The sequence below is a fragment of the Streptomyces sp. NPDC001530 genome, assembly GCF_042894545.1.
In the GTDB taxonomy this organism is placed as follows: domain Bacteria; phylum Actinomycetota; class Actinomycetes; order Streptomycetales; family Streptomycetaceae; genus Streptomyces.
Map to the genome: position 1 here is coordinate 85,238 of NZ_JBIAVS010000015.1, position 22,477 is coordinate 107,714.

The 22,477-nt window shown below is 70.5% G+C and carries 15 protein-coding genes and 1 pseudogene; 12 read left to right on the plus strand and 4 right to left on the minus strand.

The genetic code is table 11. The features are described 5' to 3' along the window. Positions 1-470 precede the first annotated feature (470 nt). Positions 471-1,943, plus strand: coding sequence for a DUF4173 domain-containing protein (locus ACFY0T_RS29770; RefSeq protein ID WP_388877547.1), 1,473 nt, complete (start codon positions 471-473; stop codon positions 1,941-1,943). Positions 1,944-2,067: 124 nt separating this feature from the next. Here ACFY0T_RS29770 and ACFY0T_RS29775 read toward each other — a convergent pair whose 3' ends face one another. Further along, complete coding sequence (locus ACFY0T_RS29775) at positions 2,068-3,615, minus strand: MFS transporter (protein ID WP_388877058.1); 1,548 nt, start codon at positions 3,613-3,615, stop codon at positions 2,068-2,070. A gap of 173 nt (positions 3,616-3,788) precedes the next feature. Between ACFY0T_RS29775 and ACFY0T_RS29780 the strand changes: the two genes are divergently transcribed. The 3 genes from ACFY0T_RS29780 to ACFY0T_RS29790 all read left to right on the plus strand — a co-directional run bounded on the left by ACFY0T_RS29780 (position 3,789) and on the right by ACFY0T_RS29790 (position 5,891). After that, positions 3,789-4,412, plus strand: coding sequence for a TetR/AcrR family transcriptional regulator (locus ACFY0T_RS29780; RefSeq protein ID WP_388877060.1), 624 nt, complete (start codon positions 3,789-3,791; stop codon positions 4,410-4,412). An 82-nt stretch (positions 4,413-4,494) separates the two neighbouring features. Beyond that, the gene (locus ACFY0T_RS29785; protein ID WP_388877063.1) at positions 4,495-5,196 is read left to right on the plus strand and encodes a ribonuclease HII; all 702 of its coding nucleotides are present in this window, start codon (positions 4,495-4,497) and stop codon (positions 5,194-5,196) included. Between the two features lie 68 nt (positions 5,197-5,264). Continuing rightward, positions 5,265-5,891 (plus strand): hypothetical protein, encoded by a 627-nt coding sequence (locus ACFY0T_RS29790; protein WP_388877066.1) that lies wholly within the window; start codon positions 5,265-5,267, stop codon positions 5,889-5,891. Between the two features lie 343 nt (positions 5,892-6,234). Here the strand turns inward: ACFY0T_RS29790 and ACFY0T_RS29795 are convergent, their stop codons facing one another. Together ACFY0T_RS29795 and ACFY0T_RS29800 are read right to left on the minus strand one after the other, a co-directional pair. Further along, positions 6,235-6,870 (minus strand): hypothetical protein, encoded by a 636-nt coding sequence (locus tag ACFY0T_RS29795; RefSeq protein WP_388877069.1) that lies wholly within the window; start codon positions 6,868-6,870, stop codon positions 6,235-6,237. A gap of 223 nt (positions 6,871-7,093) precedes the next feature. Next, the gene (locus tag ACFY0T_RS29800) at positions 7,094-9,274 is read right to left on the minus strand and encodes a RecQ family ATP-dependent DNA helicase (RefSeq protein ID WP_388877071.1); all 2,181 of its coding nucleotides are present in this window, start codon (positions 9,272-9,274) and stop codon (positions 7,094-7,096) included. A gap of 133 nt (positions 9,275-9,407) precedes the next feature. On the opposite strand from ACFY0T_RS29800, the gene ACFY0T_RS29805 reads away from it, so the two are divergent. The 7 genes and pseudogenes from ACFY0T_RS29805 to ACFY0T_RS29835 all read left to right on the plus strand — a co-directional run bounded on the left by ACFY0T_RS29805 (position 9,408) and on the right by ACFY0T_RS29835 (position 19,505). Further along, positions 9,408-11,201, plus strand: coding sequence for a DUF4192 domain-containing protein (locus tag ACFY0T_RS29805; RefSeq protein WP_388877074.1), 1,794 nt, complete (start codon positions 9,408-9,410; stop codon positions 11,199-11,201). A 695-nt stretch (positions 11,202-11,896) separates the two neighbouring features. Continuing rightward, positions 11,897-12,789 (plus strand): annotated as a pseudogene (locus ACFY0T_RS29810) (glycogen debranching protein); the annotation flags it as partial. Positions 12,790-12,921: 132 nt separating this feature from the next. Continuing rightward, the gene (locus ACFY0T_RS29815; RefSeq protein ID WP_388877077.1) at positions 12,922-13,680 is read left to right on the plus strand and encodes an NUDIX domain-containing protein; all 759 of its coding nucleotides are present in this window, start codon (positions 12,922-12,924) and stop codon (positions 13,678-13,680) included. Positions 13,681-13,804: 124 nt separating this feature from the next. Further along, positions 13,805-15,565 (plus strand): ATP-binding cassette domain-containing protein, encoded by a 1,761-nt coding sequence (locus ACFY0T_RS29820; RefSeq protein WP_388877080.1) that lies wholly within the window; start codon positions 13,805-13,807, stop codon positions 15,563-15,565. A 162-nt stretch (positions 15,566-15,727) separates the two neighbouring features. Next, on the plus strand, positions 15,728-16,615 hold the full coding sequence (locus tag ACFY0T_RS29825) for a FadR/GntR family transcriptional regulator (protein WP_388877083.1): 888 nt from the start codon (positions 15,728-15,730) through the stop codon (positions 16,613-16,615). Positions 16,616-17,021: 406 nt separating this feature from the next. Then, positions 17,022-18,557 (plus strand): RNA polymerase sigma factor, encoded by a 1,536-nt coding sequence (locus ACFY0T_RS29830; RefSeq protein WP_388877086.1) that lies wholly within the window; start codon positions 17,022-17,024, stop codon positions 18,555-18,557. 132 nt (positions 18,558-18,689) lie between these two features. Continuing rightward, positions 18,690-19,505: a S1 family serine peptidase gene (locus ACFY0T_RS29835; protein ID WP_388877089.1), complete on the plus strand. Its 816-nt coding sequence runs from the start codon at positions 18,690-18,692 to the stop codon at positions 19,503-19,505. A 108-nt stretch (positions 19,506-19,613) separates the two neighbouring features. Here ACFY0T_RS29835 and ACFY0T_RS29840 read toward each other — a convergent pair whose 3' ends face one another. Further along, positions 19,614-19,844, minus strand: a complete 231-nt coding sequence (locus tag ACFY0T_RS29840) for a hypothetical protein (RefSeq protein ID WP_327432225.1) — start codon at positions 19,842-19,844, stop codon at positions 19,614-19,616. Between the two features lie 439 nt (positions 19,845-20,283). On the opposite strand from ACFY0T_RS29840, the gene ACFY0T_RS29845 reads away from it, so the two are divergent. After that, positions 20,284-22,407 carry a type IIA DNA topoisomerase subunit B gene (locus tag ACFY0T_RS29845; RefSeq protein ID WP_388877092.1) on the plus strand — a complete coding sequence of 708 codons (2,124 nt, stop codon included), beginning with the start codon at positions 20,284-20,286 and terminating at the stop codon, positions 22,405-22,407. Positions 22,408-22,477 lie beyond the last annotated feature (70 nt).

Sequence of the window (22,477 nt, forward strand, 5' to 3'; positions counted from 1 at the left end):
CCGGGCGTGAGGCCGGTCACCTCTGTCACAGGCTTGCTACAGCCAGGCCGCCACTCCCTGGGGCGCCTTGCCCGTGGATACCCTGTGCGCCACGCCGCCCGTTGATCATGTCGGGCGTGCGCCGACGAGACACCGGTCAGCAGCCTTCCGCCACAGCGGCGTGCTCTGTGCTGCCCAGAGGCCGGCTGGGAGGGGGTCCCGTGTCCGACAGGCCGTCCATGCCTGAGCCGAGAGATCCGGAACCGGCGAAGCCGAGGGTTCCGGAGGCGAAGGAGCGAGCGGAGGGGGAGGAGCCGAGGGGGGCGAAGGGGCCGGCGGCTCCCACAGATCCGACAGAGTCGATGCCCCAGGCAGACTCGGGGGAACCGGAGCCGTCTGGGGAGAGCCCCGAATCCGGCTCCAAGGAGGATGCGGCCGAGCAGGACGACGACGCAGACTGGGCCTACCCGTCGCCCACTCCCGTCCCCTGGATGGCCGAGCTTCAGGTCGGGTCACCCGAACCGGTGCGTACGGCCACGCTGTGGGCCGCGCTCGCCACCGGCGTGCTCAGCATGCTGCTCCTCGATGAGGGTCTGGCGCTCAATCTCCTGCTGGTCGCGATCCCGGCCGCGCTCGCCGCGTACTTCGCCGCCCAGGCCGCGGGACGACGCACGCGCGCGTGGACGCTGATCTGGGGCATCGGCGGCATCGGTCTGCTCATCGTGCCCGCCCTGCGCGACGCGGACTGGCCCTCGTTCCTCGCCGTCGTCACCGCGGTCGCACTGGGCTCGCTCGCGCTGCACGGCGGCCGCAGCTGGCCCGCCGTCCTGCTCGGCCCCATCGGCGTGTTCAACGCCCTGGTCACCGGCCCCACCTGGGGCTGGCGCGGGCTGCGGGAACGGTTCGGCGGCGCCCGCCGCACCGTGGGCGCGGGGCTGCGCGCGCTCGTTGTGTCCGCGGTCCTGCTGCTGGTCTTCGGGGCGCTGTTCGCGGGGGCCGACGCCGCCTTCGCGGATCTGCTCGGCGAACTGGTGCCGGATGCGTCCGTCTCCGGCGGCCCCTGGCGTGTGGTGCTTCTGGTGCTCGGCCTGGTCGGAGCGCTCGCGGCGGCCCACACGGCCGCCGCGCCCATCCAGTGGCACCGGGTCGAGGTGCCCCGGGGCCGCCCCCGCGGCCGCGTCGAGTGGGCGCTGCCGCTGATCGTGCTCACCGTGCTGTTCGCGGCCTTCAACGCCGTCCAACTCGCCGTGCTGTTCGGCGGTTACGACGCCGTACTGAAGAAGACCGGCCAGACGTACGCCCAATACGCGCGGCAGGGCTTCTGGCAGCTGCTCCTCGTCACGCTCCTGACCCTCGTCGTCATCGTCTTCGCGCTGCGCTGGGCACCGCGCGACGACACGCGTGACCGGAGGCTGGTGCGGGGTGTGCTGGGAACTCTGTGCGGGCTGGCGCTCGTTGTCGTCGCATCGGCGGTGCGGCGTATGGACATGTATGTGGAGGCTTATGGACTGACGCGGCTGAGGGTCTCGGTGGTGGCCGTGGAGCTCTGGCTGGGCCTGGTCATCGTGCTCATCATGGCGGCGGGGATCTGGGGCGCCCGTTGGCTGCCGCGTGCCGTCGCGGCCAGTGCGGCGGCGGGTGTGCTCGCGTTCGGGCTGATGTCGCCCGACGGTCTGATCGCCGAGCGCAATGTCCAGCGGTATGAGGACACGGGCAAGTTCGACCTCGAGTACGCGCGTGGCCTGTCCGCCGACGCCGTACCCGCCCTCGACAAGCTGAAGGAGCCGTTGCGGTCCTGTGCGCTGAGCTCCCTCGCGGACGAACTCGAAGCGGACGACGCCCCCTGGTATGCCACCAGTTGGGGCGAGGCCCGCGCCCGGGACATCCTCCGCGACCGGCCACCGGCGAAGGACGCGGACTGGAGTGTGTGCAGCCGGGTGGGGGACGACCTGATGTACCGCTGAGCCCCTGATCCCGCCGCGTTCGGGTCCAGGGGCCGCTCCCCTGGTGTCCGTACTGCGGATGGCCGGACCGGCATCCTCGCCGTCGGGTCCCCCGGACCCCGGTCCGGCCTCCGCAGTGCCCTCGTCAGCCCGCGGCAGGGCCTGCCGTGCCGGCGAGGGCGTCCAGGTCGCTCTTGCGGACCCGGATCACCAATGCGGCCGTGATCAGGGCCAGCAGAGCCATCGCGGCCGCCGGTATGAAGGCGGTGGAGATGCCCTGGGCGAGCACCTCGTGCCCCCAAGGAGCGGGCATTTGGTGGGTCTTGGCGAACTCCGCCTTCTGCTCCGGCGAACCGTCCGTCAGGAACTTCGGCATCTGCTTCTCCGCCTCGTCACGGCTGGCCGAACCGAAGACCGTGGTGAGGATGGAGAGGCCGAGCGAACCGCCCACCTGCTGCGTGACGTTGAGCAGGCCCGAGGCCGCGCCCGCCTCGTGCTGGGCGACACCCGAGACCGCGGTGACCGTCAGCGTCACGAAGTTCAGGCCCATGCCGAAGCCGAACAGCAGCATCGGGCCGAGCACGCCGCCGACGTACGAACTGTCGGGGCTGATGAACGTCTGCCAGGCGAGCCCGAGCGTGACGAGCGTCGAGCCGACGAGCATGAACGGCTTGGGGCCGAGCACCGGCAGGAACCGCTGCGACAGACCCGCGCCGACCGCGATCGCGACGGTCACCGGCAGGAAGGCCACACCGGCCGAGATCGGGCTGTACCCCAGCACGTTCTGCACGAAGAGCACGATGTAGAAGAACATGCCGAACATCGCCGCGGCCAGGCTCAGCATGATCAGATACGTGCCCGAGCGGTTGCGGTCGGCGAACATCTTCAGCGGAGTGATGGGCTCCTTGGCTCGCGTCTCGATGACCCCGAAGGCCAGCAGCAGCACCACGGCCGCGCCGAACGACCCGATGGTGAGGCTGTCCCGCCAGCCCTCCTCCGAGGCGCGGATGAAGCCGTACACCAGGGATGCCATGCCTGCCGTCGAGGTGAGCGCACCCGCGATGTCGAAGCGGCCCGGGTGGCGTTCGGACTCGTTGATGTACATCGGCGTGAGCACGGCTATCAGGACGCCGATGGGTACGTTGACGAAAAGGACCCAGCGCCAGTCGAGCCACTCCGTGAGCATGCCGCCGGCGAGCAGACCGATCGCGCCACCGCCGGCCGAGACCGTGGCGAAGACGGCGAACGCCCGGTTCCGCTCCGGGCCTTCGGGGAACGTGGTGGTGATGAGCGCCAGCGACGTGGGCGACGCGATCGCGCCACCGACACCCTGCAGGGCCCGCGCGGCCAGCAACTGCCACGGTTCCTGGGCGAGTCCGCCGAGCAGCGAGGCGAAGGTGAACAGCAGGATGCCGGTCATGAAGACCCGGCGCCGACCGAGGATGTCACCCGCCCGCGCACCGAGAAGCAGCAGGCCACCGAAGGTGAGGGTGTACGCGCTGACCACCCACGTCAGATCGGTCGTGCTGAACTTGAGCGCGTCTTGAATGTGCGGGAGCGCAATGTTCACAATCGTCGCGTCGAGTACGACCATGAGTTGGCAGGCCGCGATGACGGTGAGTGCGATGCCGGGATGCCCCTCCCGGCGAGCCGCCCCTGGCTTTGAGTCCTGAATCAACTGAGAGGTTGTCACTATGGGTCCCCCACAAGTGCGTTAGTGAACGCTCGCGTTCACTGTCGCGTCAACGGTAGTGAGTCCCCGACAGTGAACGCAAGCGTTCACTGAAGTCGCTGCCGCACGGCGTCAACTCGATCGCTCGCTCCTCCCCGAAATTCCCGCTCCCCCTGCACAACGGAGACACTCAGATGGTTACTTCGCGTTGGACGGCCGCCCCCGCTCAGACGGCCTCCTCGCGCCGACGCGGTGCCGTACTCGAGCGCGCGATCCTTGAGGCCGCGCTGGAGCAGCTCGGCACCGTCGGCTGGAACGGCCTCACGATGGAGGGTGTCGCCGCCCGCGCCCAGACCGGCAAGGCCGCGGTCTACCGCCGCTGGCCGTCCAAGGAGGACCTCGTCGCGGACGCGCTCCAGGCCGGACTGCCGAGCCTGACCGATGCGCCCGACCTCGGAAGCGTCCGGGAGGACCTGCTGGAGCTGTGTCGGCGGGCGCGTGAGGCGATGTTCTCGCAGCCGGGATTCGCACTGCGCTCGGTGCTTTACGAATGCGACGCGACCCAGGCCGAACGCTTTCAGCGCGTGATCCTCGGCGGAGTCGTCGAGCCAACCATTCACCTGCTGCGAGAGGTCATTGACCGTGGCATCGAGCGGGGAGAAGTGCGTCCCGACGCGACGAACTCGTACGTCTTCGACGCGATTCCGGCGATGATGATGTACCGCTCCAAGGTGTGCGCGAGCGAATGGAGCGAGCGGGATCTGGAGGAGATGATCGACCAGCTGATGGTCCCGCTGCTGCGGCCGCAGGCTGCTTGATCGACGCCTTTGCCGGCACCCTGATGGCCTGGGGAAACCTGGGTGTCGCGAGGGGCTCCGGGCGGCGTAGGCTGAGGGCGCCATGCCGTACGAACCACCCACCCACACCGTCGAGCGCTCCCTCCGCGCCACGACCGGAGCGAAGGTCATTGCCGGTGTCGACGAGGTGGGCCGCGGTGCGTGGGCCGGCCCGGTCACCGTTTGCGCCGCCGTCACGGGACTGCGCCGTCCGCCGGAAGGGCTCACCGACTCCAAGCTCCTGACCGTCAAGCGACGTACCGCGCTCGCCGCGGAGTTGGTGAAATGGGTGACGTCGTACGCCCTGGGGCATGCCTCTCCGGAGGAGATCGACGATCTGGGGATGACGGCCGCGCTGCGTCTGGCGGCCGTACGCGCCCTGGAAGCCCTGCCGGTCCGCCCCGACGCGGTCATTCTCGACGGGAAGCACGACTATCTCGGCGCTCCCTGGAAGGTCCGTACGGTGATCAAGGGCGACCAGTCCTGCATCGCCGTCGCGGCGGCTTCGGTGATCGCCAAGGTTCAGCGCGACAAAATGATGGCCGAACTGGGTATCGACCATGCAGACTTCGGTTTTGCGGCCAACGCCGGGTACCCGTCACCGGTCCACAAGGCCGCGCTGGAGGAGCGGGGCCCCACCCCGTACCACCGGTTGTCGTGGGCGTATCTTGATGCGCTGCCCCAGTGGCGGCACCTCAAGAAGGTCCGCAGCTGGGCGGACGGAAGCGTTCCGGAGATCGAGGGTCAGCTCGGCTTCGATTTCTGACGGTTCCGCTCGCACTCATGTGCCACCCGCCGACGCGCGTCGCACCGGCGTTTGATAAATATCAGCTCATGCCTCTCATTCCCGAGGAGCCTCAGATTCACGAGAGTGCCCAGGGTCCCCGCGTCACTCCGGCCAGTGGCCGCACCGCGCCGACCCCCCGCCCCGTACCCGGCCCCCGTCCCGCGGCTCCGCCGCGTCCCGGCCGTCCGGGTCCTGTCCGCCCGATGCCGGCCCAACGCACCCCGCGCGAGCCGGTCGTGGCCTCGCCGGAACCCTCCACCCCGGCGGCCGCACCCGCTGCCGTCACTCCGCAGATCCAGCTGATCCCGGCCTCGGCCGAAGGTGCGCTGGACGCCGCCGAAGAGGCCGTCGACCTTCTGCTTGAGTCGGGCCGCGCCCCTGGTGAGGTGCTGGTGATCACCACCGGCGAACCGCACCCGTGGGCCGCGCACGAACTCTCCTTCGGCGAGGCCGCCTATTGGGCGCAGCACGACGCGGGCGACGACGTCTTCTACGCCGACGCCTCCGTCGCGGGCCGGGCCGCGTCCCGTTCCGTGGTCGTGGTCGCCGTCAACGGCGGTCCCGACGCTTCCGCCGCCACGGCGCTGCCGCTGGCCCTCGGCCGGGCCGGCGCCCTGCTGATCGTCTGCGGCGACCCGCAGCAGATCAACACGGTGCTGGGCGCGGGGGTCTGAGCGGGTTCCGGACGCCGTCCGGAATTCGCTCGGGGACGTGAGGGTGCCGCTGCGGCGGCACCTGTACGGCGGTCATTTCGGCGTACCTGCTGTGCGTCTCGGCGTACCTGTTGTGCGTCCGCGTCCGTGTGCGCGGGGAGCCTTTGCGCATGCCTGCTGCCTGTGTCGTACGTCTGTCGTACGCCCCTGGGGCGGGCCTGATGCGCCGTGCGGCCCCGCCGATCGCTGGGCCACCGCTGCGGCATATCACGCTTGCTTGTCTCGGCTGCTCGGCGTGAGGTGGGCACCGCCGTGTGGGCGGGCGTGCCCCTGGCCCGGGTCGGCGCGCCTTGGGGCGGATGTCTCAGCGGGCGGCTGCCCGGCGGAGCACCTCCGAGGCGGCGCCTCCGGTGCGCGGCAGCGGCGGCAGCGCCTCGGCCGTGGCGAAGGACTCCGGCGGTGAGTCCGCGTTCGGGCGGCGTCCGCCGCGACCCTCGCCGAGGACCTGCCAGCCGTCACGCGTCAGGGTGATGTACGCCCCGCAGCGCAGTCCGTGCAGTGTGCAAGCGTCCCGCAATCCCCACATCCACGCCCCGTCTTCCTCCGTCCAACGCGCGTCGCCGTCACGGCAGTAGAGCAGCACCGCCGTACGCACGGGAGTGCGGCGCCGCAGGTCGTGCGGGATGACCCGGCGCAGCTGCGCGAGCAGCGCGTTGCGGAACATCCAGCCGTCGGCCGGAGCCGGGCGCCGGACGAACGAGGCGCTCGCCCTCAGTCGCTCGTCCGCATCGAGGACGGCCACGACCGCGGTCGAGGGCCTGGGCCGGTGTCTTGCGTGCAGTCCGCTGACGACCTCCCGGGGATTGCGCAGCAGCGGAATCCCTGCGGAGGCCCACTCGGCGGGTTCGAGCATCCGGGCCAGTGGGTTGGCGGAAGCGGCGGACAGGTCGGCAGACGTCGACATGGATGCCGCCGAGGACGGAGCGAATCCGAAGGTCACGGTCTTCCCTTCGGCTACGCGCCCACACTGCGGGCGGGGTCGGACTTGGGGGAGCGCACGCCGCAGCAGAGCCCTACCGGACCACGGGCGAGCCGTGCGGGGAGCGGACTCCAATTCTTCCTGCCGAACTTGGTTGCGGCAACGAGCAATTGGGGCCACAGTCCGTTTTCGAGTGATGCGTTACCTATATCCCTGCCCAGTGTTCCGCTCGGCGATGCGTAAGTCACGCCTGTACGGCCAGGACCAGCGGCAATACCCCCTGCGCACCGGCTCGGCGGAGCATGCGCGCGGCCACGGCGAGCGTCCAGCCGGTCTCGGTCATGTCATCCACGAGTAGTACCGGACCGCTCGCTTCCTTCAAGGCGGCGACCAACTCGGGCGGGACGGTCAGTGCCCCGTCGAGTGCCTTCAGCCGCTGCGCGCTGTTGCTCCGGGAGATCGGCGACCCCTCACCGACGTACTGCACGGAGCCCAGCAGCGGCAGCCGGCCGATCTCCGCGATCCGCGCGCCCAGGGAACCGATCAGCTGCGGCCGCCTACGGGAGGCCACGGTGACGACGCCGACCGGGCGAGGCTGCACGTCGGGCCGGCCCGAGGCCCAGCCGCCGGGTCCCCTCGCCCAGTCGGTCAGTACGCCGACCACGGCCTTGGCGACATCGTCCGGTACGGGTCCGTCCGGGGCCTGGGGTGCGAGCATCGGGCGCAGCCGGTTGCCCCAGCCGATGTCCGAGAGTCGTCCCAAAGCGCGACCTGGGGCCGCCTGTTCACTGGCTGGGATACGTCCCTTCAGGTCGACGCCGACCGCCGGCAGGCCCGTCGGCCACATCTTCCGGGGCTCGACCTCGACGCCCGCGCGGCCGAGCTCGCCGTTGGCCGCGTCCAGCGCCGTGGGGGACACGGACGCCTCGAACCGCGCTCCCGCGCAGGTGTCGCAGCGCCCGCACGGCGCCGCCCCCTCGTCGTCCAGCTGGCGCCGCAGGAACTCCATCCGGCAGCCGCTCGTCATGACGTAGTCCCGCATCGCCTGCTGCTCGGCAGCCCGCTGCTTGGCGACCCAGGCATAGCGCTCGCTGTCGTAGGTCCACGGAGCGCCCGTGGAGATCCAGCCGCCCTGGACCCGGCGCACCGCCCCGTCCACGTCGAGCACCTTGAGCATGGTCTCCAGACGGGACCTGCGCAGCTCCACCAGAGGTTCCAGGGCGGGCAGCGAGAGCGGCCGGTCGGCCCTGGCCAGGACGTCCAGCGTGCGGCGCACCTGCTCCTCCGGAGGGAAGGCGATCGACGCGAAGTACTCCCAGATCGCCTGGTCCTCCTTGCCCGGCAGGAGCAGCACCTCGGCATGCTCCACACCGCGGCCCGCGCGCCCCACCTGCTGGTAGTACGCGATGGGGGAGGAGGGCGAGCCCAGGTGGACCACGAATCCCAGGTCGGGCTTGTCGAAGCCCATGCCCAGCGCGGATGTGGCGACCAGGGCCTTGACACGGTTGGCGAGCAGGTCCTCCTCGGCCTGCTGACGGTCCGCGTTCTCCGTCTTTCCGGTGTACGACGTCACCGTGTGCCCGGACTGGCGCAGGAACGCGGTGACCTCCTCGGCGGCGGCGACCGTGAGCGTGTAGATGATCCCCGAGCCCGGCAGGTCGTTGAGATGCTCGGCGAGCCAGGCCATCCGGTGGGCGGCGTCCGGCAGCCGGAGCACGCCGAGGCTCAGACTCTCCCGGTCCAGCGGCCCGCGCAGAACGAGCGCGTCCGTGCTGGCTCCCGTGCCCAGTTGCTCGGCCACATCGGCCGTCACGCGCGCGTTGGCCGTCGCGGTGGTGGCCAGGACGGGGACGCCGGGCGGGAGGTCGGCGAGCATGGTGCGCAGTCGGCGGTAGTCCGGCCGGAAGTCGTGGCCCCAGTCGGAGATGCAGTGCGCCTCGTCGACCACGAGCAGGCCGGTCGCCGCGGCCAGCTTGGGCAGCACCTGGTCGCGGAAGTCGGGATTGTTGAGCCGCTCCGGGCTCACCAGGAGAACGTCGACCTCGCTTGCGGCGACCTCGGCCTGGATCGTCTCCCACTCCTCCGTGTTGGAGGAGTTGATCGTCCTCGCGTGGATTCCGGCGCGGGCGGCCGCCTCCACCTGGTTGCGCATGAGCGCGAGCAGTGGCGAGACGATCACCGTGGGTCCCGCGCCCCGCTCGCGCAGCAGCGCGGTCGCGACGAAGTACACCGCGGACTTGCCCCAGCCCGTGCGCTGCACGACCAGGGCTCTGCGCTTGTCGGCCACCAGTGCCTCGATGGCGCGCCACTGGTCCTCGCGGAGCCGGGCCTGGCCGACCTGGGCGCCGACGAGGCGGGCCAGTACGGCATCGGCCGCGGTGCGTAGGTCATCGGTGGCTGTGGGTCGCGGGTCTTCGTTGGTCATGGCCCCATGCAACCCGATGGGTCGGACATCGCGCGAACGAGCCTGTCGAGCTGTGGACAACTTCTGTCGTGATCATGGTCATGGTTATCCACAGGCCGAAGCGGAATTCTGCGATCCGCGGGATGGTCACGGCATGACGAATCACGACGAAGCGGCTGGCAGGTCCGGCGACGAAGACATCTGCGGGCTCGGTGGACGGGACGAGCACGGCGGACACGACGGTTACGACGGGGGAGGCGGTGAGGGCGACGGGCAGAGCGGACCGTGCGGCCGGTCCGGGCTGGACGGGCCGCAGAGTGGGCCGGGCGGTCGCTCCGGGCTTCTGCCGGGCGGGCATTCCGGGGAGGGCGAGTACACGGCGTGCGTGGGACGCGATGAGCCTGCGGATCGGGCGGGACGGGGCGCGATCCGCGGGCAGGTGGGGCGTGACGAGGGTGGCGGTCAAGCGGGCCCTGGCCCGTCCGGGCGGTATGTGGGGCACGGCGTCCCTGGCAACGCTGTCGGCCCGGGTGTTCCTGGCGGCGAGCATCAGGTCACCCTGCGAACCCCGGCCGAACTGGCCGACGCCCTGCCCTATTTGCTCGGGTACCGCCCCGAGGACAGCATCGTGTTGGTCGCCCTGCACGACCGGGAGCGGCGAGGCCGCTTCGGTGGCCGTGCGCGGCTCGGCATCCCCGCCCAGGCGGAGGATTGGCCGTCTGTGGCCGAGCAACTGGCACAGGGGCTGGTGAGGGGAAGTGAGCGTCGAGGTGCCCGGCCCGAGAGCATGGTCGCGTACCTCTGCCAGGAACCGGGGAGCGGCGAATCGGGGCGGGAGGTCATGGAGCGTCTGCGTCCGCTCGCGCAGTTGCTGCGCACTGCGTGCGGTCGCCTCGACGTCCCCGTGATCGAGGCCCTCTGCATCTCCGACGGTCGCTTCTGGTCATACACCTGCCCGGGCCAGGGGTGCTGCCCGCCCGAGGGCGAGTCGATGGGGCTGCCGGGGACGTCCGTCCTCGCCGCCGCCGCGACGTACGCGGGCATCCAAGTGCGAGGATCCCTGCGGGAACTGACAGCGAGGCTCCTTCCCTGGGAGGCGGCGGCCGCGCTGGAGCAGGAGGTCGCGCTCGATACGGCGAGCATGGCCCTGGTTCCGAGGATCCTGGACGACGAGAGCCGTGCCGAGGTGGCCGAGGAGGCCCTCGAACTGGCCCGGCGGATCATGGGGCGCCTCGCAGACGCTCCACCGGTGTCCGGCACACGTCCGGCGGACCTGCGCGACGACGGACTGCTCGAACACGAGGAAGCCGCCACCCTGATCCTCGGCCTCCAGGACCGCACGACCCGCGACCGTGCCGCGGAGTGGATGGAGGGCGACGAGGCGGGCCCGGCCCTGCGCCTGTGGCGGGCGCTGGCCCGCCGCTGCGTCGGCCCCTACCGCGAGCACGCCGCCGCACCGCTCACACTCGCCGGATGGGTCGCCTGGTCCACGGGCGACGAACTGGAGGCCCGGGAGGCCCTCGCCATGGCGCTCGGCGCCGATCCCGACTACCTCTTCGCCCGGCTCCTGCACCAGGCATGCAACGAGGGCCTGGACCCCGAGTCCATCCGCCGCTGCCTCCGCGCGGAGCGCACCGGCCGTGTCCCGGCGGAGACGGAGCAGTCCGCCGATCTCGCGGCGCCTCTCTCATCGGCTGAACCGACGCCGGGCCCCTGGCTGCCGGACGCCGGGGCAGCCACCCGGCGCCGACGCCGGGCACGTCCGGCAGGGAACGGCGGAGCACGTCCGAGCCGACGCGGCCTGGGGACAGCGAGCGTCCGGCGACGCCGACCCGCCGACGAGGCCTCGCCCGCCGGGGACGGACCGGGGCGCGGCGTCGACGGCACGGGCGGTCGGCCACGGGCGCGCCGCGAGGGCGGTCGGCATGGCGTGGGGGAGAGCACGTGAGGGGCGGGACCCGGTTGAGGCGGGGCGGACCGGGCGCGGCGAGCGGATGCCTGGCCCTGGTGTCGATTTCGACTTCGGGGTGGGCGGGCGAGCAGGTGCCTCGGACCAGGGGGTCTCAGGCCGGCCCGCCACCCCACTGCCATTCGGTCGGCTTCCCCGGCCGGGGGCGTGACCACGGGCGGGTCCGCTCGGTTCACCCGAGTGGCGGAACCCGTGGCCGGGCCGCGCCGCCGCAACGCCCCCGATCCTCCGGAGCTCCCCACCCGGCGCCGAGCGCGCTCAAGGCGCACCGAGCGCGGAGGAAGCTCCCCCATGCCCTTGACCATCCCCTCGTCGGCCCCCGATGGCGACCTCCCGCCCGTGTGCAGGACCACGCAGCCCCTCACGCGACGGGGCGCCCCGTCGACCCCGCTCGCGGCAGTGGACAGCACCTCGCCTCCCTTCACGGCAGCGGGCGGCCGCACGGCTTCCCAGGCGTCTTCTCAGGCGTCGGTTCCCATGCCGCGCCGAACGGTGGACCTGCCGCCCGCCCACACCGCCCTGATCTGCGTCGCCCTGCCGGGGCTGGCGATCTCCACGGTGCAGGGGTAGCTGACCGGCCAAGGGCTGGAGGGGTTCTACCGAGCGGGGCGACGCATGCCCTCTCGCTGCCAGGTGCGCGTCGCGGGCCGGGAACCGCTCGCCGTGCAGGCCCCGAGCGGTGCCTCAAGTGGCTGTGGACCACCGTCGGCGATGGCACCTATCTGCCCGACCCGCACCCAGGCGGGCTGCTCCGAGACACAGCACGCGCGCACCAGGCGGCACCGCTGGACGTCGATCTACTCGACGCACACGGTCGGCCAGGCGGTGGGGGACTGCGCCAGTGGGCCCAAGAGCTGCGGACGGCGTTTCGCGACGACTTCTGGGTCGAAGACCGGGGAGGCGGCAGACCCGCGGCCGCCCGGGCTCCGGACGGGCGCCTCGTGCCGCACCTGGGTTCGGGCACCGCTCACCTCCTCGACACCGGTCTGCTCGGCTCCGGAGTGCTGGCTCCCGGTCTGCTCGACAAGGTGCAGACCGAGCAGCTGGCGCGGCTGCTCGGCGGCCCGGCCATGGACTCGGGCTGGGGGTTGCGCAGCCTGGGGGCGAAGGAGGCGGCGTACACCCCTTCGGTCATCGCGGTGGCGTCGTGCGAGTTCAGGAGACGGTGGTCGCCGTCGCGGGGCTGGCCGCCGCCGGCTACGAGAAGGAGGCGAGCTCGCTGCTGCGGGGCGTCCTGGCGGCGGCGGAGGCCTTCGCCCACCGGCTGCCCGAGATGTACGCGGGGGAGCAGCGCACGGAGGGGAGCACCCCGCTGCCCCATCCCGCGGCCTGCCGACCGGCGGCCACGGCCGCTGCCGCCGGAGTGCTGCTGCTCACCTCCCTGGCCGGGATCCACCCCGATGCCCCGGCCGGAACGGTGACTCTGCACCCGGTCCGCGGTGCGCCGCTGGGCGAGATCGGGCTGACGGGGGTGCGGATCTCGGGCGCCCCCTTCTCCGTACGCGTCAGCAGGTTCGGCCTCGCCATGGTCGAGGAGGCGGCCGACGGACTGCAGTTGGGGGTGTGACTTTGCGGGACGTGTCCCTGGACGGCGACCGACGGCCGCCGGTGGATGGTGTGGCGGACAGAAGTGGATCAACCCATGGATGCGGCTGACGGAGGGAGTGTTTATCGTCAGGAAGACGACTATGATCGCGGCATGCCCTACGACCCGTCAGCCTTCCCGCCCTTCGCCGTGACCGTGGATCTGGTCGTGCTGACCGTGCGCCGCCATGCCCTGTGCGCGCTGGCGGTACGGAGGGGTGAGCAGCCGTTCCAGGGGCGGTGGGCTCTCCCCGGCGGCTTCGTACGGCCAGACGAGGACCTGGCCCAGGCGGCGGCACGCGAGCTGGTCGAGGAGACCGGGCTGTGCGCCCACGACCCGTCCGCGCCCGCGCAGGACAACGGCGCGCACCTGGAGCAGCTCGCGACCTACGGTGACCCCAAGCGCGACCCGCGGATGCGGGTGGTCAGCGTCGCCCATCTCGCGTTGGCCCCCGATCTGCCCGCGCCCCGGGCGGGAGGCGACGCCAACAGCGCACGCTGGGCACCCGTCGAGGAGCTGCTGCAGCAGGGTGGTTACGGGCGTGACGGAGAGCAGGCGGCGCCTCTCGCCTTCGACCACGCGCAGATCCTCTCGGACGGCGTGGAGCGTGCCCGGTCCAAGATCGAGTACTCGTCGCTGGCCACCGCCTTCTGCCCGACCGAGTTCACCGTCGGTGAGCTGCGCCGCGTGTACGAGGCGGTGTGGGGCGTGGCGCTCGACCCGCGCAACTTCCACCGCAAGGTGACGGGCACGCCGGGCTTCCTGGTGCCCACGGGTGGCACGACCACGCGCCAGGGCGGCCGCCCCGCCCAGCTCTTCCGTGCGGGCGGCGCCACGCTGCTCAACCCGCCGATGCTGCGCCCCGAGGTCTGACCAGGGCAGGAAACACAGGTTCCGGCTGTGCGGGCTTGGGTGTGCTCGCGGGAGGTGTGAGGACTGCCCGAGACGAGCTTCGAGGTGCCCGGAAAACCGGAAATATCGCGCTATCTTGCTTCGGGTGATCCAGGCCATCGGACTGACCAGCACCCCTCGCAAGGAGCTTCCGCCCGCCGTCGACGACGTGTCCTTCGAAGCGCGCGCGGGCCGCGTCACCGCGGTCCTCGGAGCCTCGGGCGCGGGCAAGACGACGGCGCTCAAGCTCATGCTCGAACTTCAACAGGGCCGCGGAATCACCTACTTCAGAGGCCGTCCGCTGCATCGGATCGCCCATCCCTCTCGTGAAGTCGGCGTGCTCCTGGGTGAGGTGCCGGGCCATCCGGCGCGGACGGTCCGCGGCCAGCTCCGCATGCTGTCCGCCGCCGCCGGCGTGCCCGTGCGACGCGCGGACGAAGTGCTCGAAGTCGTCGGGCTCGTCAGCCTCCGCGACGAACGCCTGGGCACGCTGTCGCGCGGCATGGACCGCCGCCTCGGTCTGGCCTGCGCACTCCTGTCCGACCCGCACACCCTCGTCCTCGACGCCCCTGCCGACGGACTCTCAGCCCGCGAAGGCCGCTGGCTGCACGGAATTCTGCGCGCGCACGCGGCCCAGGGCGGCACCGTGCTGTTCACCACGGACGATCCCAAGGAGGCCGCGCGAACCTCCGACCGGGTCATCACGCTGGAGGAGGGCAGGCTCGTGGCCGACCAGGAGGTCGCGGACTTCGCCCGCACCCGGCTCCGCCCCCGGGTCGCCGTCCGCAGCCCGCATGCCGCCCGGCTCAGCGACATGCTGACCAAGGAGGCCCGCACCGCACGCCGCTCCGTCGAGGTTGTCCGCGAGGACGGCAACCGGCTCTCGGTGTACGGCAGCACCTGCGCCGACGTCGGTGAGACCGCCTTCCGGCACGGCATCCTCGTACACCAACTCGCCGACGAAGTCGGCGATATGGGGCCCGCCGCAACGCTGTCCGCCGAGGGGGACGCATGCGAGACCGACCAGCCGCGCCCGGCCGAGACGCTGGCCGCGAACGACCTGCCTCCCCTCCCGCCTCCGATCGCCGTACGCCAGGCCCCGAGCCCGCTGCGTCCCCTGCGCTACGAACTGCGCCGTGCCGCCGGAGTGGGCACCGGCTACCTCACCGCGTCCGCCGTTCTCGTCACCTCGGCCCTCCTGTCCGTACTCCTGGCCAGAATCGGTCACACCCCCCAGCCACGCCTCCTGGCCGCGTGGCCGCAAGGGCTTCCCCTGCCGCCCGCCGCGCTCGGCGCGGGGCTGCTCGGCGCCATCGCCTTTGGGGAGGAATTCCGCCACCCCGCCCTGGCCGCGGACCGCGGCACCGTCCCCCGCCGCCTGGGACTGCTCGCCGCCAAACTCCTTGTCGCCTCGGCCACCGCGCTGATGCTGGCTTTCCTCACCGTGGGATGCGACCTCGAAATGCTGTACCTCGTCTACGGACGGGAGCTCACCGGAGTTCCCGCGGACTGGCTTTCCCTGAGCGCGAGTTGGATCGGTCTCGTGGTGGGCTGCGCCTGGGCGGGTGTGCTGGCCGCCGGAATCTTTCGGTCCACGGCCGCCGGGATCGCCGCGGTGCTCGCGGTGCCGATCGCCGTCGTACCCCTCGTACAGAAGGCCTTGCAGGGGCCGTCTGTACGGACGGCGGCCGGGTTTCCCATGAGACTGCGCGAGCTGGTGCTGATGCAGTGGCCGTTCGGAGGCGAGCGCTATCTGGCGGCCGGGGTGCGGGTGATCGCCCAACCCGTGGGCGGTGCACTGATGTTGTCGCTGACCGCCCTGCTCTGCGCATATCTGCTCACGACCCTGCGGAGCAGGGTCCGATGACGACCGTCCGTACCCTTCCGTTCCCGCTGTGCGCACAACTCCCCGAAGAAAGCCCATTTCTTTCCGATAAGGCGTCAATTGCGACGGGGTGAGCGATCACCCTTTCGTGTGCTTTTCACCAAAGACCTCAAGGGAGTTGGAGCCAGCGCCGACAAAGGATCCGTGAGTACCCTTGCGCAGACCATGATGACCGCCGCCCGCTCCGCAGACTCCGGCCTGGCCGGCCCGGGCGAACTCGACCGCTACCCCTATACCGAGGCCCCTGGTGCCGACCGCGCGGGCGCCCCCGCGTGGGAGAGCGCGGACCCGGAGCTCGGCCGTGTGGGCCGACGCGCCGCGGGCAGCCGCGGACGCGGGCTGCACGGCCAACTCGTCCAACAGCTGGGCCAGATGATCGTCTCCGGCGACCTGGGCGCGGACCGCCCGCTCGTCCCCGAGGAGATCGGCCAGCGGTTCGAGGTCTCCCGCACCGTCGTCCGCGAGTCGCTCCGTGTCCTGGAGGCGAAGGGACTGGTCAGCGCCCGGCCGAACGTCGGCACGCGCGTGCGCCCCGTCAGCGACTGGAACCTCCTCGACCCGGACATCATCGAATGGCGGGCCTTCGGGCCGCAGCGCGACGACCAGCGACGTGAGCTGAGCGAGCTACGCTGGACGATTGAGCCGCTCGCCGCGCGCCTCGCGGCCGGGCACGGGCGCGAGGAGGTCCAGCAGCGGCTCGGCGACATGGTCGAGATCATGGGCCACGCCATGGCACAGGGGGACTCGCTCACCTTCTCGCGGGCCGACGCGGAGTTCCACTCGCTGCTCATCCAGCTCGCGGGCAATCGGATGCTGGAGCACCTCTCCGGGATCGTGTCGGCTGCCCTCCAGGTCTCCGGCGGCCCCGTCACCGGCTGTGACCGGCCGAACGACGCCTCCCTGGCGCACCACGCCCGCATCGTCGACGCCCTGGCCGCGGCGGACGGCGCGGCGGCGGAGGCGGCCATGCGGCAGCTGCTCACCGTCCACCCCGAGGTGGAGCGCGTGGTGCCCGCGCCGCGCGAGCACTGACGGCGCATCGAGGGCGGCGTGGTCGGGGGCTTGTGCCCTCGCCTGGCATCGCTGGGCCGGCGAACCATCTCCCATCGGGACCCCGTCGGATCCTTCTTGGACCTGGCGGGGTCCGGCGGCGCGAGGGCCGTGGGCCATCGGCTGACCTCCTATGACCGTATCTGGACGCTTTTGAGCGTTTACGGGGTGTGACTCGGGCCACGCAGATTGGGCGTAACGCTCCTCGGAACAGCGCGATGACCTAAGAGGTGACAGCCGAGGAGGGAATACGGACGCCGTTTACGGCGCTGTGCATCTTCCCGGCCCCCGCCCGCGCCGTCGACCCATCCCCAAGTCGGCGGTCGTCGGCTCCTGTCCACAGTGGACGGGGCCGGAAGCCGTTTTCCAACGTTCCGAGAGGTTGTTCGTGTCGGCCAGCACATCCCGTACGCTCCCGCCGGAGATCGCCGAATCCGTCTCTGTCATGGCGCTCATTGAGCGGGGAAAGGCTGAGGGGCAGATCGCCGGCGATGACGTGCGTCGGGCCTTCGAAGCTGACCAGATTCCGGCCACTCAGTGGAAGAACGTACTGCGCAGCCTCAACCAGATCCTCGAGGAAGAGGGTGTGACGCTGATGGTCAGTGCCGCGGAGCCCAAGCGCACCCGAAAGAGCGTCGCAGCGAAGAGTCCGGCCAAGCGCACCGCCACCAAGACCGTGGCGGCGAAGACGGTGACCGCCAAGAAGGCCACCGCCACCGCCGCTCCGGCAGTGCCTGCCGCCGACGATCCGGCTGAGGACGCGTCCGCCAAGAAGGCCGCTGCCAAGAAGACGGTCGCCAAGAAGGCCGTCGCCAAGAAGACGGTCGCCAAGAAGACGGCGGCCAAGAAGACCACCGCCAAGAAGGACGACGTCGAGCTGATCGACGACGAGGCGGTCGAGGAGACGCCGGGCAAGCCCGGTGCCGAAGAGCCCGCCGAGGACGGTGCCCAGGGCTTCGTGCTGTCCGACGAGGACGAGGACGACGCCCCCGCGCAGCAGGTCGCCGCTGCCGGTGCCACCGCCGACCCGGTCAAGGACTACCTCAAGCAGATCGGTAAGGTCCCGCTGCTCAACGCCGAGCAGGAGGTGGAGCTCGCCAAGCGCATCGAGGCCGGTCTGTTCGCCGAGGACAAGCTGGCCAACGCCGACAAGCTCGCCCCCAAGCTCAAGCGCGAGCTGGAGATCATCGCCGAGGACGGCCGCCGGGCCAAGAACCACCTCCTGGAGGCCAACCTCCGGCTGGTGGTCTCCCTGGCCAAGCGCTACACCGGTCGCGGCATGCTCTTCCTGGACCTCATCCAGGAGGGCAACCTCGGTCTGATCCGCGCGGTCGAGAAGTTCGACTACACCAAGGGCTACAAGTTCTCCACGTACGCCACCTGGTGGATCCGTCAGGCGATCACTCGCGCCATGGCCGACCAGGCCCGCACCATCCGTATTCCGGTGCACATGGTCGAGGTCATCAACAAGCTCGCGCGCGTGCAGCGCCAGATGCTCCAGGACCTGGGCCGCGAGCCCACCCCGGAGGAGCTGGCCAAGGAACTCGACATGACCCCGGAGAAGGTCATCGAGGTCCAGAAGTACGGCCGTGAGCCCATCTCCCTGCACACCCCGTTGGGCGAGGACGGCGACAGCGAGTTCGGTGACCTCATCGAGGACTCCGAGGCCGTCGTCCCGGCCGACGCGGTCAGCTTCACGCTCCTCCAGGAGCAGCTGCACTCCGTTCTCGACACCCTGTCCGAGCGCGAGGCGGGCGTCGTGTCGATGCGGTTCGGTCTCACCGACGGTCAGCCGAAGACCCTCGACGAGATCGGCAAGGTGTACGGCGTGACGCGCGAGCGGATCCGCCAGATCGAGTCCAAGACGATGTCGAAGCTGCGTCACCCCTCGCGCTCGCAGGTGCTGCGCGACTACCTCGACTAGGTCTCGGCCGTACGTCGCTGAGGGCCCGGCTCCCGTGAGGGAGCCGGGCCCTCAGCGCGTGCGCGAAGTGCGTGCCCGCACGTACTGAATCACTCTGGGTGTCCCATGACCATCCGAGAGTGAGGAGCGCGCATGCGCCGTCCCTTTGCCTCAGTAATAGCCTTCGCGGCCGCGGCGGCCTTGATACCGCTGGCGTCCCCCGCCCCGGCGGCGACCGACGGTGTCGTCGTCGGCGGCTATCCCGTCGAGATTTCCCAGAGCCCGTGGACGGTGGCCCTGTCCAGCCGTGACCGGTTCGGCGGTACGCGCGCGGGACAGTTCTGCGGAGGAGTGGTGATCGCCCCGTCCAGGGTCCTGACTGCGGCCCACTGCCTGGGTGCGGACGTACTGGGGGCGCCGCCACGACAGGTGCGTGACCTGAAGGTCATCGCGGGCCGCGGGGACCTGCTGTCGACCGACGGCAAGGAGATCCCCGTACGCGACGTCTGGATCAACCCGGGTTACGACGGCTATATGAACGCCGGCGACTTCGGCGTGCTCACGCTCGCCACCCCGCTTCCCGAGAGCTCGGTCATCCGTATGGCGTCTTCGGGGGACTCCGCGTACGAGCCGGATACGGCCGCCGTCGTCTACGGCTGGGGGGATACGACAGGTGGTGGCGACTACGCACACAGTCTGCACGCCGCACAGGTGAAGGTGCTCCCCGACGCCACCTGTGAGCAGGCCTACCCGGGCAGCCTCGACGGCACGTACAAAGCCGCGTCCATGCTGTGCGCCGGGGCGGTCGCGGGCGGGCGGGACGCCTGCCAGGGGGACAGCGGCGGGCCGCTGGTCGCCCAGGGGCGGCTTATCGGCCTGGTGTCGTGGGGGAGCGGCTGCGGGCAGGCTGGGAGCCCGGGGGTCTATACGCGGGTCTCGGACGTGGTCCGGACGCTCGGGAACCGCTGAGCGCGATGAGCGATGCGGTACGAGTACGGGCGGCCACTCCCTGTGTCCAGGGAGTGGCCGCCCGCACACCGGCCTATGCCGGCACTCGCTCGTCGTTGATGCGAAGTGTCAGCGTTCTTCGTCGTTGACGCTTGCCGGAACGGACGTCAGTCGCTCCGTCTCGTCCTGTATCTCAGCGGCGATCTTCTTGAGTTCCGGCTCGAACTTGCGACCGTGGTGGGCGCAGAAGAGCAGTTCTCCGCCGCTCAGGAGGACGACGCGCAGATATGCCTGGGCGCCGCAACGGTCGCAGCGGTCAGCGGCCGTCAGCGGGCTCGCGGGGGTCAGAACAGTAGTCACGTCGCCTCTTCTCTAGCTCGACGAGCTGTCGTACCAGGGTCAACATCCAACCAGGCCGAAAACGTTCCCGCTCGTGGCTTTTCCTCGAAAATTTCTCTCCGGGGCGGCTGTCTGCTGCCGGGTGGCGGCGAATGAGCCGTATTGCGTGTCTTCGTGTCTTACGGGTTCGCGCTATCTATCAGGGTCAGTCCTCCCGGCTGGGTTGCCGGTTGTTCATGAGGACGTGCCCGGAGCCTAAATGGTTCATGCCTGGAAGGGAACGTGATATGTACTTCACTCCATCGAGGGATCGAACACTCATGCGAACTTGGACTAGTCTGAGTTCAGACGAGGGTGGCGTTACAACGGCTCTACCAGGCCTCGGTACCCTCTGAGCGGCGACCGAAGCCGAGCCCTTACCCAAAGGGGCCCACCTGAAATTCAGCGAGGAGCGAACCGCGTGACCGCCGAGACGTCCGTGCCGTCCACAGCGCTGCTGGCAGGAGCAGACCGGGACGGTTCCAACTACACCGCGCGGCACCTGCTCGTCCTTGAGGGGCTCGAGGCCGTGCGCAAGCGCCCGGGCATGTACATCGGGTCGACCGACAGCCGCGGTCTGATGCACTGTCTCTGGGAGATCATCGACAACTCCGTGGACGAGGCCCTCGGGGGTTACTGCGACCACATCGAGGTCATCCTGCACGACGACGCCTCGGTGGAGGTGCGGGACAACGGCCGGGGCATCCCGGTCGACGTCGAGCCCAAGACCGGCCTGTCCGGCGTCGAGGTCGTCATGACCAAGCTGCACGCCGGCGGCAAGTTCGGCGGCGGCTCGTACGCGGCCTCCGGCGGTCTGCACGGTGTGGGCGCCTCCGTGGTGAACGCGCTCTCCGCCCGTCTGGACATCGAGGTGGACCGCAGTGGCCACACGCACGCGGTGAGCTTCCGACGCGGCACCCCCGGAGCGTTCAAGGCGGACGGTCCCGACGCCGCCTTCGCCGCGGCGAGCGGCCTGCGCAAGCTCAAGAGGATCCCCAAGACCCGCACCGGCACGCGCGTGCGTTACTGGGCCGACCGCCAGATCTTCCTCAAGGACGCCAAGCTCTCCCTGGAGAACCTGCACCAGCGCGCCCGCCAGACCGCGTTCCTGGTGCCGGGCCTGACCATCGTCGTCCGCGACGAGTATGGGCTCGGCGAGGGCGGCAGCAAGGGTGAGGAGTCCTTCCGCTTCGACGGCGGCATCAGTGAGTTCTGCGAGTACCTGGCCACCGACAAGCCCGTCTGCGACGTCCTCCGCTTCTCGGGGCACGGCACCTTCAAGGAGACGGTCCCGGTCCTCGACGACCACGGGCAGATGACCCCGACCGAGGTTACGCGTGAGCTCGGCGTCGATGTCGCGCTGCGCTGGGGCACCGGTTACGACACGACCCTGAAGTCGTTCGTGAATATCATCGCCACGCCCAAGGGCGGTACGCACGTGGCGGGCTTCGAGCAGGCCGTCACGAAGACCGTCAACGAAGTGCTGCGGACCAAGAAGCTGCTGCGTGTCGCCGAGGACGACATCGTCAAGGACGACGCGCTGGAGGGGCTGACGACTGTCGTCACCGTGCGCCTCGCGGAGCCGCAGTTCGAGGGGCAGACCAAGGAGATCCTCGGTACGTCGGCGGCCCGCCGCATCGTGACGAACGTGGTCTCCAAGGAGCTCAAGGCGTTCCTGACCTCCACGAAGCGGGACGCTGCCGCGCAGGCCCGGGTCGTTCTCGAGAAGGCCGTCGCCGCCGCCCGTACGCGGATCGCCGCCCGCCAGCACAAGGACGCGCAGCGCCGGAAGACGGCTCTGGAGTCATCGTCGCTGCCCGCCAAGCTCGCCGACTGCCGCAGTGACGACGTGGAGCGCAGCGAGCTCTTCATCGTCGAGGGCGACTCCGCGCTCGGTACGGCCAAGCTCGCCCGGAACTCGGAGTTCCAGGCGCTGTTGCCGATCCGCGGCAAGATTCTGAACGTTCAGAAGGCGTCCGTGACGGACATGCTGAAGAACGCCGAGTGCGGCGCGATCATCCAGGTCATAGGAGCGGGGTCCGGGCGGACCTTCGACATCGACGCGGCGCGCTACGGGAAGATCATTCTTCTCGTCGATGCCGATGTTGACGGCGCGCACATCCGGATTCTGCTGCTGACGCTGTTCCAGCGGTACATGCGGCCCATGGTCGAGGCGGGGCGGGTGTTCGCCGCCGTGCCGCCGCTGCACCGCATTGAGCTGAGCCAGCCCAAGAAGGGGCAGGACAAGTACATCTACACGTACTCGGACCGTGAGCTGCGGGAGACGCTGCTGGAGCTGCAGCGCAAGAACGTGCGGTACAAGGACTCGGTTCAGCGGTACAAGGGTCTTGGCGAGATGGATGCCGACCAGCTGGCCGAGACGACGATGGATCCGCGCCATCGGACGCTGCGTCGGATCAACATCTCCGACCTTGAGGCGTCGGAGCAGGTGTTCGATCTGCTGATGGGGAACGATGTGGCGCCGCGCAAGGAGTTCATCTCCAGCTCGGCGGCTACGTTGGATCGGTCGCGGATCGACGCGTAGGCGCTGCCGCTGGGCTGGGCGGTGCGCTTGCCGCCGGTGGGTGGGTGGGTCGGGGCCGTGCCGGTACATC